11 protein-coding genes and 1 tRNA gene are annotated in these 15,910 nt (G+C 69.6%); 9 read left to right on the forward strand and 3 right to left on the reverse strand.

Features of this window, described 5'->3' with window-relative positions:
- Nucleotides 1-198: 198 nt before the first annotated feature.
- Nucleotides 199-1,593, reverse strand: coding sequence for a zinc-dependent metalloprotease (locus ACFY5A_RS11685; RefSeq protein ID WP_341939723.1), 1,395 nt, complete (start codon nucleotides 1,591-1,593; stop codon nucleotides 199-201).
- 108 nt (nucleotides 1,594-1,701) lie between these two features.
- On the opposite strand from ACFY5A_RS11685, the gene ACFY5A_RS11690 reads away from it, so the two are divergent.
- The 4 genes from ACFY5A_RS11690 to ACFY5A_RS11705 all read left to right on the forward strand — a co-directional run bounded on the left by ACFY5A_RS11690 (nucleotide 1,702) and on the right by ACFY5A_RS11705 (nucleotide 6,855).
- Nucleotides 1,702-2,784: a S16 family serine protease gene (locus ACFY5A_RS11690; RefSeq protein ID WP_341939722.1), complete on the forward strand. Its 1,083-nt coding sequence runs from the start codon at nucleotides 1,702-1,704 to the stop codon at nucleotides 2,782-2,784.
- A 74-nt stretch (nucleotides 2,785-2,858) separates the two neighbouring features.
- Nucleotides 2,859-5,768, forward strand: a complete 2,910-nt coding sequence (locus ACFY5A_RS11695) for a UPF0182 family protein (RefSeq protein WP_387234162.1) — start codon at nucleotides 2,859-2,861, stop codon at nucleotides 5,766-5,768.
- A gap of 116 nt (nucleotides 5,769-5,884) precedes the next feature.
- Nucleotides 5,885-5,958 (forward strand) — tRNA-Met (locus tag ACFY5A_RS11700).
- Between the two features lie 87 nt (nucleotides 5,959-6,045).
- A complete protein-coding gene (locus ACFY5A_RS11705; RefSeq protein ID WP_387234165.1) occupies nucleotides 6,046-6,855 on the forward strand; it encodes a carbon-nitrogen hydrolase family protein in 810 nt (269 codons plus the stop codon).
- Between the two features lies 1 nt (nucleotide 6,856).
- Here the strand turns inward: ACFY5A_RS11705 and ACFY5A_RS11710 are convergent, their stop codons facing one another.
- The gene (locus ACFY5A_RS11710) at nucleotides 6,857-8,059 is read right to left on the reverse strand and encodes an aminotransferase class I/II-fold pyridoxal phosphate-dependent enzyme (protein WP_387234169.1); all 1,203 of its coding nucleotides are present in this window, start codon (nucleotides 8,057-8,059) and stop codon (nucleotides 6,857-6,859) included.
- A gap of 100 nt (nucleotides 8,060-8,159) precedes the next feature.
- Here ACFY5A_RS11710 and ACFY5A_RS11715 point away from each other — a divergent pair, with 100 nt between their 5' ends.
- The 3 genes from ACFY5A_RS11715 to ACFY5A_RS11725 are packed head-to-tail and all read left to right on the forward strand — an operon-like array spanning nucleotide 8,160 to nucleotide 12,568.
- The gene (locus ACFY5A_RS11715) at nucleotides 8,160-9,833 is read left to right on the forward strand and encodes a trypsin-like peptidase domain-containing protein (protein ID WP_387234172.1); all 1,674 of its coding nucleotides are present in this window, start codon (nucleotides 8,160-8,162) and stop codon (nucleotides 9,831-9,833) included.
- Nucleotides 9,834-9,881: 48 nt separating this feature from the next.
- Nucleotides 9,882-11,135 (forward strand): CDP-glycerol glycerophosphotransferase family protein, encoded by a 1,254-nt coding sequence (locus ACFY5A_RS11720; RefSeq protein ID WP_387234175.1) that lies wholly within the window; start codon nucleotides 9,882-9,884, stop codon nucleotides 11,133-11,135.
- Nucleotides 11,132-12,568: a CDP-glycerol glycerophosphotransferase family protein gene (locus tag ACFY5A_RS11725; protein ID WP_387234178.1), complete on the forward strand. Its 1,437-nt coding sequence runs from the start codon at nucleotides 11,132-11,134 to the stop codon at nucleotides 12,566-12,568. Before ACFY5A_RS11720 ends, ACFY5A_RS11725 begins: the two co-directional genes overlap by 4 nt.
- 6 nt (nucleotides 12,569-12,574) lie before the next feature.
- Here ACFY5A_RS11725 and ACFY5A_RS11730 read toward each other — a convergent pair whose 3' ends face one another.
- Entirely contained in the window at nucleotides 12,575-13,645 is a 1,071-nt protein-coding gene (locus ACFY5A_RS11730) for a glycosyltransferase family 2 protein (RefSeq protein ID WP_387234181.1), read from the reverse strand.
- A 172-nt stretch (nucleotides 13,646-13,817) separates the two neighbouring features.
- Between ACFY5A_RS11730 and ACFY5A_RS11735 the strand changes: the two genes are divergently transcribed.
- Nucleotides 13,818-15,107: a CDP-glycerol glycerophosphotransferase family protein gene (locus ACFY5A_RS11735; protein ID WP_341939714.1), complete on the forward strand. Its 1,290-nt coding sequence runs from the start codon at nucleotides 13,818-13,820 to the stop codon at nucleotides 15,105-15,107.
- Entirely contained in the window at nucleotides 15,104-15,880 is a 777-nt protein-coding gene (locus ACFY5A_RS11740) for a biotin--[acetyl-CoA-carboxylase] ligase (RefSeq protein ID WP_341939713.1), read from the forward strand. The genes ACFY5A_RS11735 and ACFY5A_RS11740 overlap by 4 nt, the downstream gene beginning before the upstream one ends.
- The last annotated feature ends 30 nt before the right edge of the window (nucleotides 15,881-15,910 follow it).

A 15,910-nucleotide genomic window follows, 5' to 3' on the forward strand; every position in this document is an offset into this window, starting at 1 on the left:
GACGTCCCCGTCGACGCCGAACTGCAAGGTCTCCCCGTCGCGCCACAGCAGCGGCAGCGCGGGGTCGAGGCGGGTGATCGTCTTCGAGGTCAGCGGAGGCATGCCCCGATTCTGAAGAGTCCGGCGCCGCCGTGGGGCGGGCCGGACTCATCGGTGGACAACTCGTCCGTGGAGGGTGGCGGAGGCATCCGCCGGCGGTCAGACGGGTCGTTCGTCTCCGGGGCCGGGCTCGTCGTCTTCCGCACCGGCGTCCGGCCCGCTGTCGGAGAAGTCATCGCCGTCGAGGAGGCGTGCGAGCGCCTCGTCGAACTCGTCGGCCTCTGGCTGCTCGCCACGGGCGAGCGCCTGCAGTCGTGACACGAGGGCGCTCGGGTCGTCGATGTCCTCGGCGGTCGGCATGAGGTCCGGGTAGTCCCACAGCGCGTCGCGGGCGGCCGTCCCGACGGCATCCGTCACCGCCTGCCACATGGCGGAGGCCTCGCGAAGGCGGCGCGGACGGAGCTTGAGCCCGACCAGGGCGCCGAGAGCGTCTTCGGCGGGACCGCCCACCGCGCGACGTCGCCGCGCAGCCTCGGCGATGCGTGCGCCGTCGGGCAGCCGGGAGGTCGCCTGCGCCGTGACGACGTCGACCCATCCGTCGATCGTCGCCACGAGGTTCTCCAGGCGGGCCAGAGCCTCGCGCTGCGCCTCCGTCTGCGCGGGCAGCAGGGCGCCGCCCTCGATGGCGGCCCGCAGCTCCTCCGGGTTGGACGGGTCCAGGCGGCTGGCGACGTCTTCGAGGGCGTCCATGTCGACGGACACTCCGCGGGCGAAATCGGTGATCTGCGCCATGACGTGCAGGTGCAGCCACTTCGCGTGCCGGTACAGGCGGGCGTAGGCGAGCTCGCGCGTGGCGAGGTACAGGGCGATCTGATCCTCGGGGATCTCCAGGCCCTCGCCGAAGGCGGTGAGGTTCTGCGGGATGACCGCCGCCGTCCCCGCAGGGAGCACGGGGATGCCGACGTCCCCTCCGGAGACGACCTCGAGCGACAGGTTGCCCAGCACCTGACCGAACTGCGCGGCGAACACCGAGCCGCCGAGACCCCGCATGAGCTTTCCCGCGCCCTGCACGATGCCGCGCATCTCCTCGGGGACCTGGGTGTCGAGGGCGCCGGTCAGCGCATCGGCGATGCTCGTCGACACGGGGTCGGCGATCTCCTTCCACACGGGCAGGGTCGCCTCGACCCACTCACCGCGGGTCATGGCCTTGGGGGCCTCCGACAGTTCGGAGATCGTCGTGACCTCGCCGAGCCACAGGTTCGCCAGGGCGAACGAGTCGACGAGAGACGTGCGGGAGCCGTCGGTGATGCCGAGGCCGTCGCGGTTCGCGATGTGCAGGGCCTGACGCAGCGCGTTCTCCCAGGGGTCGCCGTTGAAGGCGCCCTGCAGCTGGGACATGATCGTCTGCATCATCGCCGGGTCGAGCTGAAGACCCTCCATGCCGCCGAGGGCGTTGCGCAGCTCCTCAGGGTCGATGTCTCCACCGCCCTGGCCGGACATCATTCTTCGGAGGAACTCCTGGAAGTCCTCTGGGGTCGGATCGTTGTCTGACATCTCGCTCGCCCTCTCAGCACGCCTATAGCCGTGGGATCTACGCTAGTCACCGAGACAGGTGCACGGTCCCGTTCGCTGTACGCCGCTCGCGAACGACGGAGGATTGCTGTGGATCGAACCCGGTCTGTGAAGCTCGGACTGGGCGTATGGGCGCTGATCGTCGCACTGATCTCCCTCGCCGTGCTCACGTTCCTGCCCTCGCCGTACGTGATCCAGCGACCCGGTCCTGTTTACAACACGCTGGGGACCGCCGCAGGGGCCGACGGCGAGAAGGTGCCGCTCATCAGCGTCAAGGGCGCGGAGACCTTCGAGACCGCCGGCAGCCTGGACCTCACGACCGTCCAGGTCGTCGGCAACCGCGAGCGCACGCCCAGCTGGTTCGAGCTCGCGCTCGCCTGGTCGGACTCCTCGCGCGCGGTCGTGCCCCTCGACTCCGTCTTCCCCGAGGGCGTCACGACCGAGCAGCGCGATGAGCGCAACTCCGCGATGATGGTCGATTCGCAGCACGAGGCGACGGCGGCGGCTCTCGGCGAGCTGGGCTACGACACGGGCGCGCAGGTGACCGTGGTCGAGCCCGCGGCGGACTCGCCCGCCGACGGAGTGCTCCAGGCCGACGACGTGATCAGCGCCATCGGCGGCGTCGAGGTGACCTCGATCACGCAGCTGCGCAAGGCCGTGCAGGATGCCGCCGGTGCCCCCGTCTCCTTGACCGTGCTCAGAGGCGGCGAGGAGAAGCAGGTGGAGGTCACTCCGCAGAAGCACACCGAGGGCGACGTCACGACCTGGCTGATCGGTGTCTCGCTGCGCACCGAGTACCACTTCCCGATCGACGTGACGATCCAGCTCGACAACGTCGGAGGGCCGAGCGCCGGAATGATGTTCGCGCTCGGGATCATCGACACGCTCACCCCCGGCGAGCTCAACGGCGGCAAGGACGTCGCCGGCACGGGCACGATCGACGCCGCCGGCACGGTCGGTCCGATCGGTGGCATCCGCCAGAAGCTCTACGGAGCGCGGGATGCCGGCGCCGACTACTTCCTGGCTCCCGAGTCGAACTGTGCCGACGTGGTGGGCCACGTGCCGTCGGGGCTGACCGTGATCAGCACCTCGACGCTGGAGGAGTCCCTGAGTGCTCTCGAGGTCATCGCCGACGGGGGAGACGTCGACGCCCTGCCCACCTGCACGAAATGATCGCGCAGCGCCCGTGACCTCTCCGTGATCGGACAGAGAGCCGCCGCATAGTAAGGCATGCCTAGGATGGGACGGTGACCTCGACCTCTTCTCCGAATCCGGCCACGCCTCGAACCTCACGACGAATCGTCGGGATCTCGCTGGTGATCATCGCCGCGCTGATCGCGGGCTTCTTCGTCTTCGCGTCGCTGTACACCGAGTTCCTCTGGTTCGACCAGCTGGGATTCACGACCGTGCTGACGACGCAGTGGTTCGCCACCGTGCTCATGTTCGTCATCGGCTTCCTGGGCATGGCGGCGCCCCTGTTCGTCGCGATCCAGCTCGCCTACCGGCTGCGACCGGTCTACGTGCGGCTGAGCTCTCAGCTCGACCGCTACCAGGAGGTCATCGAGCCGCTCCGGCGCCTCGCGATGTGGGGCATGCCGATCTTCTTCGGCCTGTTCGCCGGCTTCTCCGCCGCCAGCCAGTGGAAGACCGTGTGGCTGTGGGCGAACGGCGTGGCGACCGACGCGGTCGACCCGCAGTTCGGCCTCGACACCGGCTTCTACATGTTCGCGATGCCGTTCTACACGATCCTCCTCGCGTTCGTCTCGGCCGTCCTCCTGCTCTGCCTCCTGGTCACCGCGCTGGTGTCGTACCTCTACGGCTCCGTGCGCATCGGTCAGGGCGAGCTGCGCATCTCCAAGCCCGCGCGCATCCAGCTCGCCGTCATCGCGGGCCTCTACCTGCTCGTGCAGGCGGCGAGCCTCTGGCTCGACCGGTACAAGACCCTCGTCGCTCCTGACGACCGCATCACCGGAGCGGCCTACACGGGCGTCAACGCGACGATCCCCGGACTCGCCATCCTCGCGGTGGTCGCGGCTGTGGTGTCCGTGCTGTTCTTCGTCACCGCCATCATCGGACGCTGGCGCTTCCCGCTCGCCGGTACCGCGCTGCTGCTCGTCGCGTCTCTCGTCGTGGGCGTCGGATACCCGTGGATCGTCACGACGTTCCAGGTCAAGCCGAATCAGAACGCGTACCAGTCGCAGTTCTACCAGCGCAACATCGACGGCACGAAGGAGGCCTACGGCGTCGCGGACGTCGAGGTGACCCCCTTCACCGCGAAGACGGATGCCGAGGCCGGCCAGCTCCGCGAGGACGCCGACACCACCGCCTCCATCCGCATCATCGACCCGAAGATCGTCAACGACGTCATCCGCCAGCAGGACCAGGCGCGCGACTACTACCAGTTCCCGCAGACGCTCGACGTCGACCGGTACCAGGTCAACGGCGTCGCCCAGGACACGGTGGTCGCCGTCCGCGATCTCGACATGGCGAACCTCGGCGACAGCGACACCTGGAACAACCGCGTCGCGGTGTACACCCACGGCTACGGGCTGCTCGCGATGGCGGGCAACCAGCGCACCGCGTCGGGCGAGCCGGTGTTCATCGAGCGCGGCATGCCCACCTCGGGAGACCTCACCGACTCGGAGAAGTACGAGCCGCGGATCTACTTCGGTGAGAACTCGCCGGAGTACTCGATCGTCGGCGCCCCCAAGGGCACCGACCCGGTCGAGATCGACTACCCGCGTGGTGCGGAGGGCGATGCCAACACGACGACGACCTTCGACGGGAACGGGGGGCCGGCGATCGGCGACACGTTCACGAAGCTGCTGTACGCGCTGAAGTTCCAGTCCGAGCAGATCCTGTTCTCGAACCTCGTCAACGAGAAGTCTCAGATCCTCTACGACCGCGAGCCGAAGACCCGCGTGCAGAAGGTCGCCCCCTACCTCGAGCTCGACAGCGACCCGTACCCGAGCGTCGTGGACGGACGCGTGGTGTGGATCGTCGACGGCTACACGACCAGCGCCTCGTACCCGTACTCGACGAGCGTGAGCCTCTCCAAGGCGATCGCGGACTCGAGCACGCCGACGCCGTCGCTCGCGATCGACGAGATCAACTACATCCGCAACTCGGTCAAGGCCACGGTCGACGCGTACGACGGTCATGTGACCCTCTACGCGTGGGACAAGAGCGATCCGGTGCTGCAGACCTGGCAGAAGGTCTACCCGTCCACGCTGAAGCCGATCAGGGAGATGTCCGGCGACCTGATGAGCCACGTGCGCTACCCGACCGATCTGTTCAAGGTGCAGCGCGACATCCTCGGGATCTACCACATCGACGACGCAGGCTCCTTCGCGCAGCTCGACAACCGCTGGCAGACTCCGAAGGACCCGCGGAGCAAGGAGATGCTCCAGCCGCCGTACTACCTGAGCATGAAGATGCCGGGGCAGGATTCGCCGCGGTTCTCGATGTTCTCCACGTTCATCCCCGCCTCCTCGGGGTCGAGCAGCTCGCGAGACGTGCTGATGGGCTATCTGGCGGTCGACTCGGATGCCGGCGGCGACAAGGGCAAGAGGGCGGACGGCTACGGCACTCTGCGATTGCTCGAGATCACCGACGACACCACCGTGCCCGGTCCTGGCCAGGTGCAGAACACCTTCGACTCCGACCCGGTCGTCGCCGAGAAGCTGAACGTCCTGACGATCGGAAAGTCGGAGGTCGCGTACGGCAACCTGCTGACGCTGCCGGTCGGAGGCGGCCTGCTGTACGTGCAGCCGGTCTACGTGCAGTCCGCCGACAACACCCAGGTTCCGAAGCTCCGGAAGGTGCTGGTCGCCTTCGGCGGCAACGTCGCCTTCGAGGACACGCTGACAGCGGCGCTGGATGCCCTGTTCGGCGGCGAGGCGGGGGCGGCGGGTGGTGACGGGCAGGTCACGCCGACCACTCCGGAGGAAGGGGGCACGACTCCTCCCGCCGAGGGCGGAACGACGCCTCCTCCGTCAGACGCGGAAGCCCAGGCTCTCTCGGCAGCGGCTCAGGCCCTCGCCGACCGTGAGGCCGCGCTGAAGGCCGGCGACCTCACCGCGTTCGCCGAGGCCGACAAGAGGCTGACGGACGCCGTCAACACCCTGCTCGCCCTGGACGGCGACACGGGCAAGTGACACCGATCCGATGAACGAATGGGCGCTCCGCGAGGGGCGCCCATTCGCGTCTCGGGGGAGTGTTCGCGGCCTCGATTCGCGCACCCTCAGATTCCGTGTTAGGCTATTCCTTGTGCCGCGGGGTGGAGCAGTTCGGTAGCTCGCCGGGCTCATAACCCGGAGGTCGCAGGTTCAAATCCTGTCCCCGCAACAAGAGAAGGCCCCCTGATCAGGAAATCTGATCAGGGGGCCTTCGCCTTTTCCGGCTGTTCGGCCCGGGATGCGGGAGGATGGGTGCATGTCCGAGACCGCAGCCGTGCCCGTCGCCGTATGCCAGTTCGCGCCCACGGCAGTCCGTGAAGAGAATCTCGAGCGGATCGCACGGATGACGGCGGACGCCGCGCGCCGCGGAGCGGCTCTGGTCGTGTTCCCCGAGTACTCCGGCTACTTCGTCGAGCCGATGGACACCTCGCTGGCGGAGAACGCGGAGCAGCTCGACGGAGAGTTCGTCTCGACGCTCACCGCTCTCGCCGCGGACCACGGCGTGGTGATCGTGGCGGGCTTCGCGGAACGGGCCTCGGGCGAGGGGCGTGTGCGCAACACGGTCGTCGCGGTCCGCGGAGACGGCGTCCTCGCGACGTACCGCAAGCAGCATCTCTACGATGCCTTCGGCCAGACCGAGTCGGACTGGGTGGAGGCCGGCGACGTGGGAGAGGCGGCGACGTTCGAGGTCGCCGGCATCCGCTTCGGGCTGATGACCTGCTACGACCTGCGCTTCCCCGAGGTGGCGCGGACGCTCATGGACGCAGGCGTCGACGCGATCGTGGTCCCTGCGGAGTGGGTGCGCGGCCCGCTCAAGGAGCACCACTGGACGACGCTGCTCGCGGCGAGGGCGATCGAGAACACGGCCTACGTGATCGCCGCCGACCACCCTGCGCCGATCGGCGTCGGGCACTCGCAGATCATCGATCCCCAGGGCGTGGTGCTCGCGGGCGCCGGCGTCGTGGAGGGGATCGCGGTCGCCCCGGTGGAGCGCTCCGCCATCGACCGCGTGCGGGCGGCGAACCCGTCATTGCGGGTACGGCGCTATCGGGTGGTGCCGCGCTGACTCAGGCGTCGAGCGCAGACAGCCGCCTCGCGGCCTCTTCCAGCACCTCGACCCGCTTGCACGCGGCGAAGCGGACCAGGCCCGTGTAGTCCCCACGGCGCCCCTCGGAGACGAATGCGGAGAGGGGGATGGCGGCGACTCCCGCCCTCTCCGGCAGTGCACGGCAGAACGCCGCGGCATCCGTTCCTCCCAACGCCGTCGCGTCGGCCACCGTGAAGTAGCCTCCCTGCGGCGCGTGCACCGTGAATCCGGCGGCACGAAGACCGTCGCCGAGGATCGCGTGCTTGCGCTCGAGGGTAGCCGCGGCCTCGGCGAAGGAGGAGTCGGGCAGACGGAGCCCGACGGCCACAGCGGGCTGGAACGGCGATCCGTTCACGTAGGTGAGGTACTGCTTGACGGTGAGGACGGCCGTGATGAGCGCGGCGGGGCCGTGCACCCAGCCGATCTTCCATCCCGTCGTCGAGAAGGTCTTGCCCGCTGAGGAGATCGTGAGGGTGCGCTCTGCCGCTCCCGGCAGCGTCGCGATCGGGGTGTGCGGGGAGCGGAACGAGAGATGCTCGTACACCTCGTCGGTCACGATGACCGCGTCGTGCCGGTGCGCCAGACGCACGATGTCGGCGAGCACGTCGGGGCCGAAGACCGCCCCGGTGGGGTTGTGCGGGTCGTTCACGAGGATGATCCGCGTGCGATCCGAGACCGCTGCGGCCAGCTGATCCCGATCGGGCTGGAAGTCCGGCGCCCGCAGCGGCACCGTCACGAGCTTCGCCCCGGCGAGGGCCGCAGCGGCCGCATAGGAGTCGTAGTACGGCTCGAAGACGACGACCTCATCGCCGGGACCGTCGATGAGGGCGAGGAGTGTCGCGGTGAGCGCCTCCGTCGCGCCCGCCGTCACGATCACCTCGGTGGCGGGGTCCACGTGAAGCCCGTAGAAGCGCTCCTGGTGCTCGCTGATCGCCGCGAGCAGATCGGGCACACCGCGACCGGGCGGATACTGGTTGGCGCCGTTCGCGATCGCGGCTCTCGCAGCCTCCAGGACCTCGGCGGGGCCGTCCTCATCGGGGAAGCCCTGGCCCAGGTTGATGGCCCCTGTTCTCGCCGCGAGTCCAGACATCTCTGCGAAGATGGTGGGCGCGACGCCTCCGTCGGATGCGAGCAGTCCTGCGCCCGCTGCCGTGCGCCTCCATGCGCCGGGAATGACACTCATGAAGAACAGGCTAAGGCCATAGGTGAAACTCACCTTCGACATAAGAAACGCACAGACACGGGCGGCACTCTGAAGGGGCGTTGCTGAAGGAGCAGACACCATGAACGAAGACAACACCCAGGACAACCCGGCACTCCCGTCGAACGACGCCGTGCCGACCACCGATGCCGCCCCGTTCGTCGACCGTTCGACGTCGGATGCCGCAGCTGACACGCCCGCTGTCGCCTCCACGCCCGTCGTGGATGCCCCGGCGGCACCCGTCGCACAGGGACACGAGGTCCCGTCGACGTTCACCTCGGCGCAGACGGCTCCCGTCGCTCCGTCGGCCCCGGTCGCCCCCGCGGTGTCGGCCCCGACCCCGTTCGGCCAGGCGGCGCAGGCAGGACCCTACGCCCCCGCAGCATCCACGGCTCCCCAGTTCTACGGAGGCCAGCAGGCGCAGCCGCAGATCGCGGCGACCTCGCCCGGAGCCGCGTTCGGCATCCACGACGGCACCCAGCCGACCGTCCCGCTCGGCGCCCCGCAGGCGTTCGCGACGGGAGACCCCACCGGTGCCGCCAAGACCAAGGACCAGAAGCCGCGCAGCGGCGTGAAGTTCGCGGCGATCGTCGTGGCCGCCGCCCTCGTGGGAGGCGTCGCCGGCTTCGGAGGCGGCGCGATCTTCACCGGGCTCGGCAGCACCCCCTCGACCGGATCGGCCGAGGGACCGCAGACCGTCACGGTGAACAACCCCGGATCCGTCAACGAGACCACGGCCGTCGCCACCGAGGCGCTGCCCTCCGTGGTCACGATCGAGGTCGCCGGCTCCAAGGAGGCCGGCAGCGGCTCCGGCGTCATCATCAGCGACGACGGCTACGTCCTGACGAACACGCACGTGGTCACCCTGGGCGGGGCCGTCGCCGACCCGACGATCAGGGTCACGACGTCGGACGGCCGCATCTACGACGCCACCGTCGTCGGCACCGACCCCATCTACGACCTCGCGGTCGTGAAGCTGAAGGACGCCAAGGGTCTCACGCCCATCACGTTCGCCGACTCGTCGAAGCTCAACGTCGGAGACACCGCGGTCGCGCTCGGCGCCCCGCTCGGGCTGTCGAACTCGGTCACGACCGGCATCGTCAGCGCGCTGAACCGCAGCATCCAGATCGCGTCCTCGGCTCTGCCGGACTCGTCGTCGCAGGATGCGCCGCAGGATCAGCAGACGCCTCAGGACGGCCAGTCGAGCCCGTTCCAGTTCGACCTGCCGGGCAACACCAACCAGCAGACGTCCGAGTCGATCTCGATCGCCGTGATCCAGACGGATGCCGCGATCAACCACGGCAACTCGGGCGGTGCGCTGGTGAACAGCAAGGGCCAGCTGATCGGCATCAACGTGGCGATCGCGAGCTCCGGCAGCTCCGAGGAGTCCGGTTCCATCGGCATCGGCTTCGCCATCCCGTCGAACATCGCCGAGCGCGTCTCGAAGGAGATCATCGCGGACGGCAGTGCGACCCACGGACTCCTCGGCGCGTCGGTCCGCGACGCGGCATCGGTCGAGGGCTCCACTCAGGCGGGCGCCTACATCGCCGAGGTCACCGACGGCGGCGCCGCGGGTGCCGCGGGGCTGAAGGCCGATGACATCGTCACCGCGTTCAACGGCGTGCCGATCACGAACGCGAGCGACCTCACCGCCCAGGTGCGCGCCGCGGCTGCCGGCAGCGACGCGAAGGTCACCTACGTCCGCGGAGGCAAGGAGTACGAGGCCGACGTCACGCTCGGCACGCTCGCCAAGTAGCACCCCGCCTCACAGAGAAGGACGCCACCCGCGCGATAGGCTCGCGGGGTGGCGTCCTTCTCTTTCGGCTCCGGCAATGCGGCCAAGCTGCTCCGGATCCCGCTGTACGCCGCCGGCCGCATCGGCACACTGATCGTGCCGCGCGGTCGGCGCTGGGTCTTCGGCTGCGGAGCCGGGATCGGCGACGGCGCGCTGGCTCTGCAGCGGCTGGCGCAGGCGAACGGGCACGACACGCTGTGGCTGACCTCGTCCGAGCGCGAGGAGCGCGAGGCGGCAGCGCTCGGCATCCGCACGGTCCCCAAGGGCGGACTCCGCGGATGGTGGGCCACCGCGCGGGCCGGGGTGCTCGTGGTCACCCACGGCCTCGGCGACGTGAACCGCTACGCGAACGCCGGCGCGTTCGTCGTGCAGCTGTGGCACGGCATCCCGCTCAAGCGCATCGGGCTCGACTCGCCGGCCACGACCCAGGTGCCGAACATCCCTGGAGCGTCGTTGCTGCGCCGGGTGGTCGGTCTCCTCTACCGCGGCGCTGCTCAGCGCATCCGTGTGCTGCCCGCCGCCTCGCACCGCTCGCGCGGTCGGCTGGAGTCCGCGTTCGGGATCGGCGACGCCCGGGTCGTCGTCACCGGCGAGCCCCGGGTGGACGTGCTCTCCGCGGGGATCGCCGACGAGCGTCGAGCCGCGGCATCTGCGCTGCTCGTGAGCGCCGTCGGCGAGCTGCCCGACGGAGCCAGGACCATCCTGTACGCCCCGACCTGGCGCGACGGCGCGGCAGATCCGGCGGTGCCGAGCGCCGCGCAGTGGATCGACATCATCAGGACTCTCGAGAGAACCGACTCCGTGCTGCTGGTGCGCTCGCATCCGCTCGGGGAGGGCGGGTACGCGTCGCCTCTGCCCAGCAGGAGAGTGCGGATGCTGGGGGCCGGCGTCCTCGCCGACGTCACCCCCGCACTCCCCGCGGTCGACGTGCTCGTGACCGACTACTCGTCCCTCGCCTACGACGTGGGGCTGCTCGCGACCCCGGTGCTCTTCCTCGCGCCGGATGCCGAGGAGTACGCACGGACCCGAGGGTTCTACGGAGGGTTCGCCGAGGTCGCAGGGAAGGACTTCGCACGCAGCTGGGATGAGCTGATCGCGCAGCTGGAGCCGCTGCTGTCTGACGAGGGCGTGTTCGCCGAGAGGTCCGCGCGTTCCGCTACGCTCAGCGCTCAGATGCATGCGTTCCGCGACGGACGCAACACACAGCGGGTCTACGACGTGATCCGCGCGCGGGGAGTCCCCGCGCCGAAGGGAGCAGTATGACCACGGCCCGGATCGATGAGTCGGCCGAAGAGCTGATCATCTCGGGTGCAGGCGCTCGCCCGGCGAGCGCGACGCTCCTCGGCGCCCGTGCGCGCGTCGACGCGCGCCTCACCGGCGGCGGCAAGACCTGGAAGGCGGTCTTCCCGCTGCGCGCATCGAGATGGGGTGGCGCGCCTCTGCCGCTCCCGGCCGGTGAGTACGAGCTGCGGATCGACGGCGCTGACCTCGGTGCCGTGGAGATCCCGTCGACCCTGCTCGCGGGGCTCCGGATCGCGGTGCACGCGGGCGCAGTGGTGATCGGCGCTCCGATCGATCCGGTCTACGAGACCGCGGAAGGGCAGTCGACCCTCGAGGAGCGCTACGTGGCGCAGGCGGGTGGCACCGAGAACGCGGTGTTCTTCGAGAGCTTCTACGGCAAGACGGTCGGCTGCAACCCGCAGGCGATCGACAGGGCGCTCGCCGCGCTGGCGCCGGGGGTCACCCGGTACTGGAGCGTCGTCGATCTCTCCGTCGCCGTTCCCGACGGCGCCATCGCCGTCGTCGAAGGCAGCCCGGAGTGGTGGAGAGCCAGGGCGGCCGCACGTCTGCTGGTGGTGAACGACTGGCTGCGTCGGCGCTTCGCCCGTAAGGCGGGCCAGCGAGTCCTCCAGACATGGCACGGCACCCCGCTGAAGAGGCTGGCGCTGCATCGCCCCGGGTTCGACCCTCGGCGCATGGCGGCCGTGGTGAAGGAGTCGCGCCGCTGGGACGTGCTGCTCGCTCAGAACACCTACTCCGAGCGGATCCTCCGCAAGGCCTACGCGTTCTTCGGTCGGCCGATCTGGGTGGAGGGCTACCCCCGCAATGACGCGCTCGTCTCCGGCGATCCTGCGCTCGTGCGCGCGGCCCTCGGCATCGCCGAGGGGGAACGCGTGCTCCTCTACGCGCCCACCTGGCGGGATGACCGCCGGGAGATGGTCGACTTCATCGACCCCGAGGCCCTCGCCGCCCAGGCGGATGCCGTCGTGCTCGTCCGAGGGCACTCGCGCACCATCGACACCGGACGCGATCACGCCGGTGCACGGGTCATCGACGTGACCGGATTCCCCGAGACGTCGCAGCTCCTCCTCGCCGCTGACGCGCTGATCACCGACTACTCCTCTGTGATGTTCGACTTCAGCGTCACGGGCAAGCCGATGTACTTCCTGGTTCCCGACCTCGACCATTACCGGGGTCAGCTCCGGGGGTTCTACTTCGATCTCGAGGAGAGGGCGCCGGGGCCGCTGGTCCACACCCAGGAGGAGCTGGCCGCCGCCCTCGCCGACCAGGGGCACGAGTCCGCCTACGCGGAGCGCTACGCGGCCTGGCGTGCCCAGTTCAACACCAGGGATGACGGCCACGCCGCCGAGCGCGTCGTGTCGCGCATCCTCGACCAGGGCTACGTCACCCGCTGATCCGTGTCAGGGCAGCGGGGTGTTCCTCGTGCCCAGCCGTGACGCGTCCACGGTGTCGCCCGCACCGCGCAGCACGCCGCCGAGGAAGCCGAGCCCCCACGAGAGGTGCATGGTCGGCATGACGAGCAGCGTCCAGAGCCGCTGTCGGATGCCGCCGCCTCCGGGAGCGAGGGCGACCGCGACGTCGAGCAGGATGTAGATCGCGAGCGGCAGGTAGACGAGGGATGCGACGAGCGACACCACGCCGGAGAGGACGCCGGTCGCCTGCAGCACGCCGACGATGAGGGCGAGAGCGACGAGCAGCACCAGCGCAGGCGGAGCGAAGAAGCGGATGCCGTTGCGCCGACCGAACCTGCGCACGAGCTCGCCGCGCCACGCACCGGTGGCGCGGAACTGCCGGGCCAGTCGCAGCCAGTTCTCGCGCGGCCAGTATGTCACCGACAGCTCGGGATCGAACCACACGCGGTGTCCGGCCTGGCGGATGCGGAGGTTGAGCTCCCAGTCCTCGCCCCGCCTGATCGACTCGTCGAAGAGGCCGACCTCCTCGAGCACCGATCGCCGCATGACGCCGAGATACGCGGATTCGGCTTCGCCCTCCTGGGATCCGCCGTGATAGGCGCCGCCGCCGAGGCCGACGGGGGAGTTGTAGAGGCGGGCCACGGACCTCTGGAAGGGCGTGCGCCCCTCGGCGCGCATGACGCCGCCGACGTTCGCGGAGTCGGTGCGATCCAGCGTGTCGATGGCGCGGGCGGCATAGCCGGGGGAGAGCTCGGAGTGCGCGTCGACTCTGATGATCGTCGCGTACCTGCTGGCTCGGATGGCCGCATTCAGTCCCACAGGGATGTGCGCTGCCGGGTTCTCCACGAGACGGATGCGGGAGTCCTCACTCGCGAGCCGCTGCGCGAGCTCCGTCGTCCCGTCGGTGGAGGGGCCGAGCGCGAGCACGAGCTCGGCGGGGATGTCGAGCCGCTGCTGCAGGACGGAGGCCACGGCGTGCTCGAGGTAGGCCCGCTCGTTGAGCACCGGCATGACGAAGGACACCCCGTCGGGATGCGCGGTGGTTACGTGGTCAGGCACATGATGATCATGTCATGACGCGATCGGGGGTTCGCTGACCGAGGGCGGCGGTGACGTCGGCGCGTCCGCCGATCGACATGGAACCGGATTCTCGGATAACGGAACCATCTCTATCCCTCTCGGGAGCCGCCGAGGAGCCGAGCGCGCGACCCCGACTCGGTACTCTGGAGGGATGGGTGCAGTGTCCGACGCGAAGAAGGCCTACCGACTGCTCAGACGCGCACTCCGCTCACGCTCGGCCGTGCAGCGCGTGCGTCGACGCCTCGCAGAGGACGGCCCGCACCCTTCCGGGCACTTCAAGGTCGCCGTGTACTTCGCAGACGGCGCCGTGAACATGTACCAGATGCGTCAGTGGTACCGTCCGCTGGCCGAGCTCGCGAAGCGCTGGCCCGTCGTCGTGCTGTCCCGGGTCGCCACGGGCGCCGAGAAGCTCCTCGACGAGGACGCTCCTCCCGTCGCCTTCGTGCCGACGGTGCGAGACCTCGAGAGGTACATCGCCGATCAGGACATCCGGATCGTGCTGTACGTGAATCAGAACACGCGCAACTTCCAGATGTTCCGCTACGGCCGGCGCTGGCACGTCTTCATCAACCACGGTGAGTCCGACAAGATGTACATGACGACGAATCAGTACAAGGCGTACGACTACGCGTTCGTCGCGGGGCAGGCGGCGAGAGACCGACTCAGCCGGACGCTGTGGGACTACGACATCGACCGGCGCACGATCGAGATCGGGCGCCCGCAGGCGGATCACTACTCCGGGGCACTGCCGTACACGCCCGATGAGCGCACCGTCGTGCTCTACGCGCCGACCTGGGAGGGCGACCGCCCGAGTGCGCACTACGGCTCGATCGCGTCGCACGGTGAGGCTCTCGTCGGCGCGCTGCTCGCCACCGGCCGTCATCGCGTGCTCTACCGCCCCCACCCGCGGAGCGGCGTCATCGACGACGGGTACGGCGCCGCGCATCGACGCATCGTCGCAGCGATCGCGGCGGCCAATGCCGCCGACGCGACAGCCCAGCACGTCTACGACGACGGCCCGGAGCTCGGCTGGCAGCTCGCGGCCGCCGACGTCGCGATCGTCGACATCTCCGCCATGGTCTACGACCGCCTCGCTGTGGGCAAGCCCCTCATGATCACCCGTCCGGTCGACGAGCAGGCGTCCGTGGACACGAACGGCTACCTCTCCGACTGCGAGTGGCTGACCGCGGATGCCGCGCGAGACATCGTCGCCGAGGTCGAGCGCGTCCATGCCGACGAGGCGGCGATCGCGCGTCTGCGCATGTGGGTGCAGCACTACTTCGGCGATACCACCCAGGGAGTCGCCACGGAGAAGTTCCACGCCGCCGTCGAGCAGCTCATGCAGAAGTGGGAGCGCTGGCACGCCCACGAGATGGGCGCGGTCCGCCCCGATGAGGACGATGACGACGAAGAGGGCGACGAAGACGACGTGGACGAATGAGCGTGCAGCTCCCGCTCACCGAAGCCGTCGCCTCGCGGCTGCGTGTCCTCTCCGAGACGGGGTCGACGAACGCCGACCTGAGGGCTCAGTCCGCGGATGCCGGAGGCTGGCCTCATCTCTCCGCGATCGCGACCGACAACCAGACCGCCGGCAGGGGCCGCCTCGACCGCAGCTGGATCGCCCCTCCCGGCGCGGCGATCGCCGTCTCCGTGCTTCTTCGCGAGCTTCCGCAGCGTCCCGAGGCGAGGGGATGGATTCCTCTGGCGGCGGGGGTGGCGATGTCAGATGCGATCGCCGCGCAGTTGCCCGGCCACGACGTCGCCGTGAAGTGGCCGAACGACATCCTGGTCGACGGAGGCAAGATCTGCGGCATCCTCGCCGAAGCCGTGACCGAAGCGGTGATCGTCGGAACCGGTGTCAACACGGGGATGGCAGCGTCCGACCTCCCCGTCCCCACCGCGACGTCGTTCGCGGTGCTCGGCGCGGAGGCCGATGCCGATCGGCTGATCGCCGACTATCTGCGCGGCCTCGACCGGCTCCTGACGGCGCTGATCGACGCGGGAGACGCCGTCTCCAGCGGACTCCACTCCGCCGCGAGCGCTCGCTGTGCGACCATCGGCGCCGAGGTGACGGTGTCGCTGCCCGGCGACAGGACGCTCCAGGGCACCGCGCTCTCGCTTGACGACGACGGGCGCCTCATGGTCCTGGCGGACGGCGTCGAGCACGCCGTCTCGGCCGGTGACGTCGTCCACGTCCGCCCCGCCCGAGACTGACACGCCCGGAGTGCGGGCGCCGTTGTCGGT

The organism is Microbacterium sp. NPDC012755, assembly GCF_042901325.1.
GTDB classification, from domain to species: Bacteria; Actinomycetota; Actinomycetes; order Actinomycetales; family Microbacteriaceae; genus Microbacterium; species Microbacterium natoriense.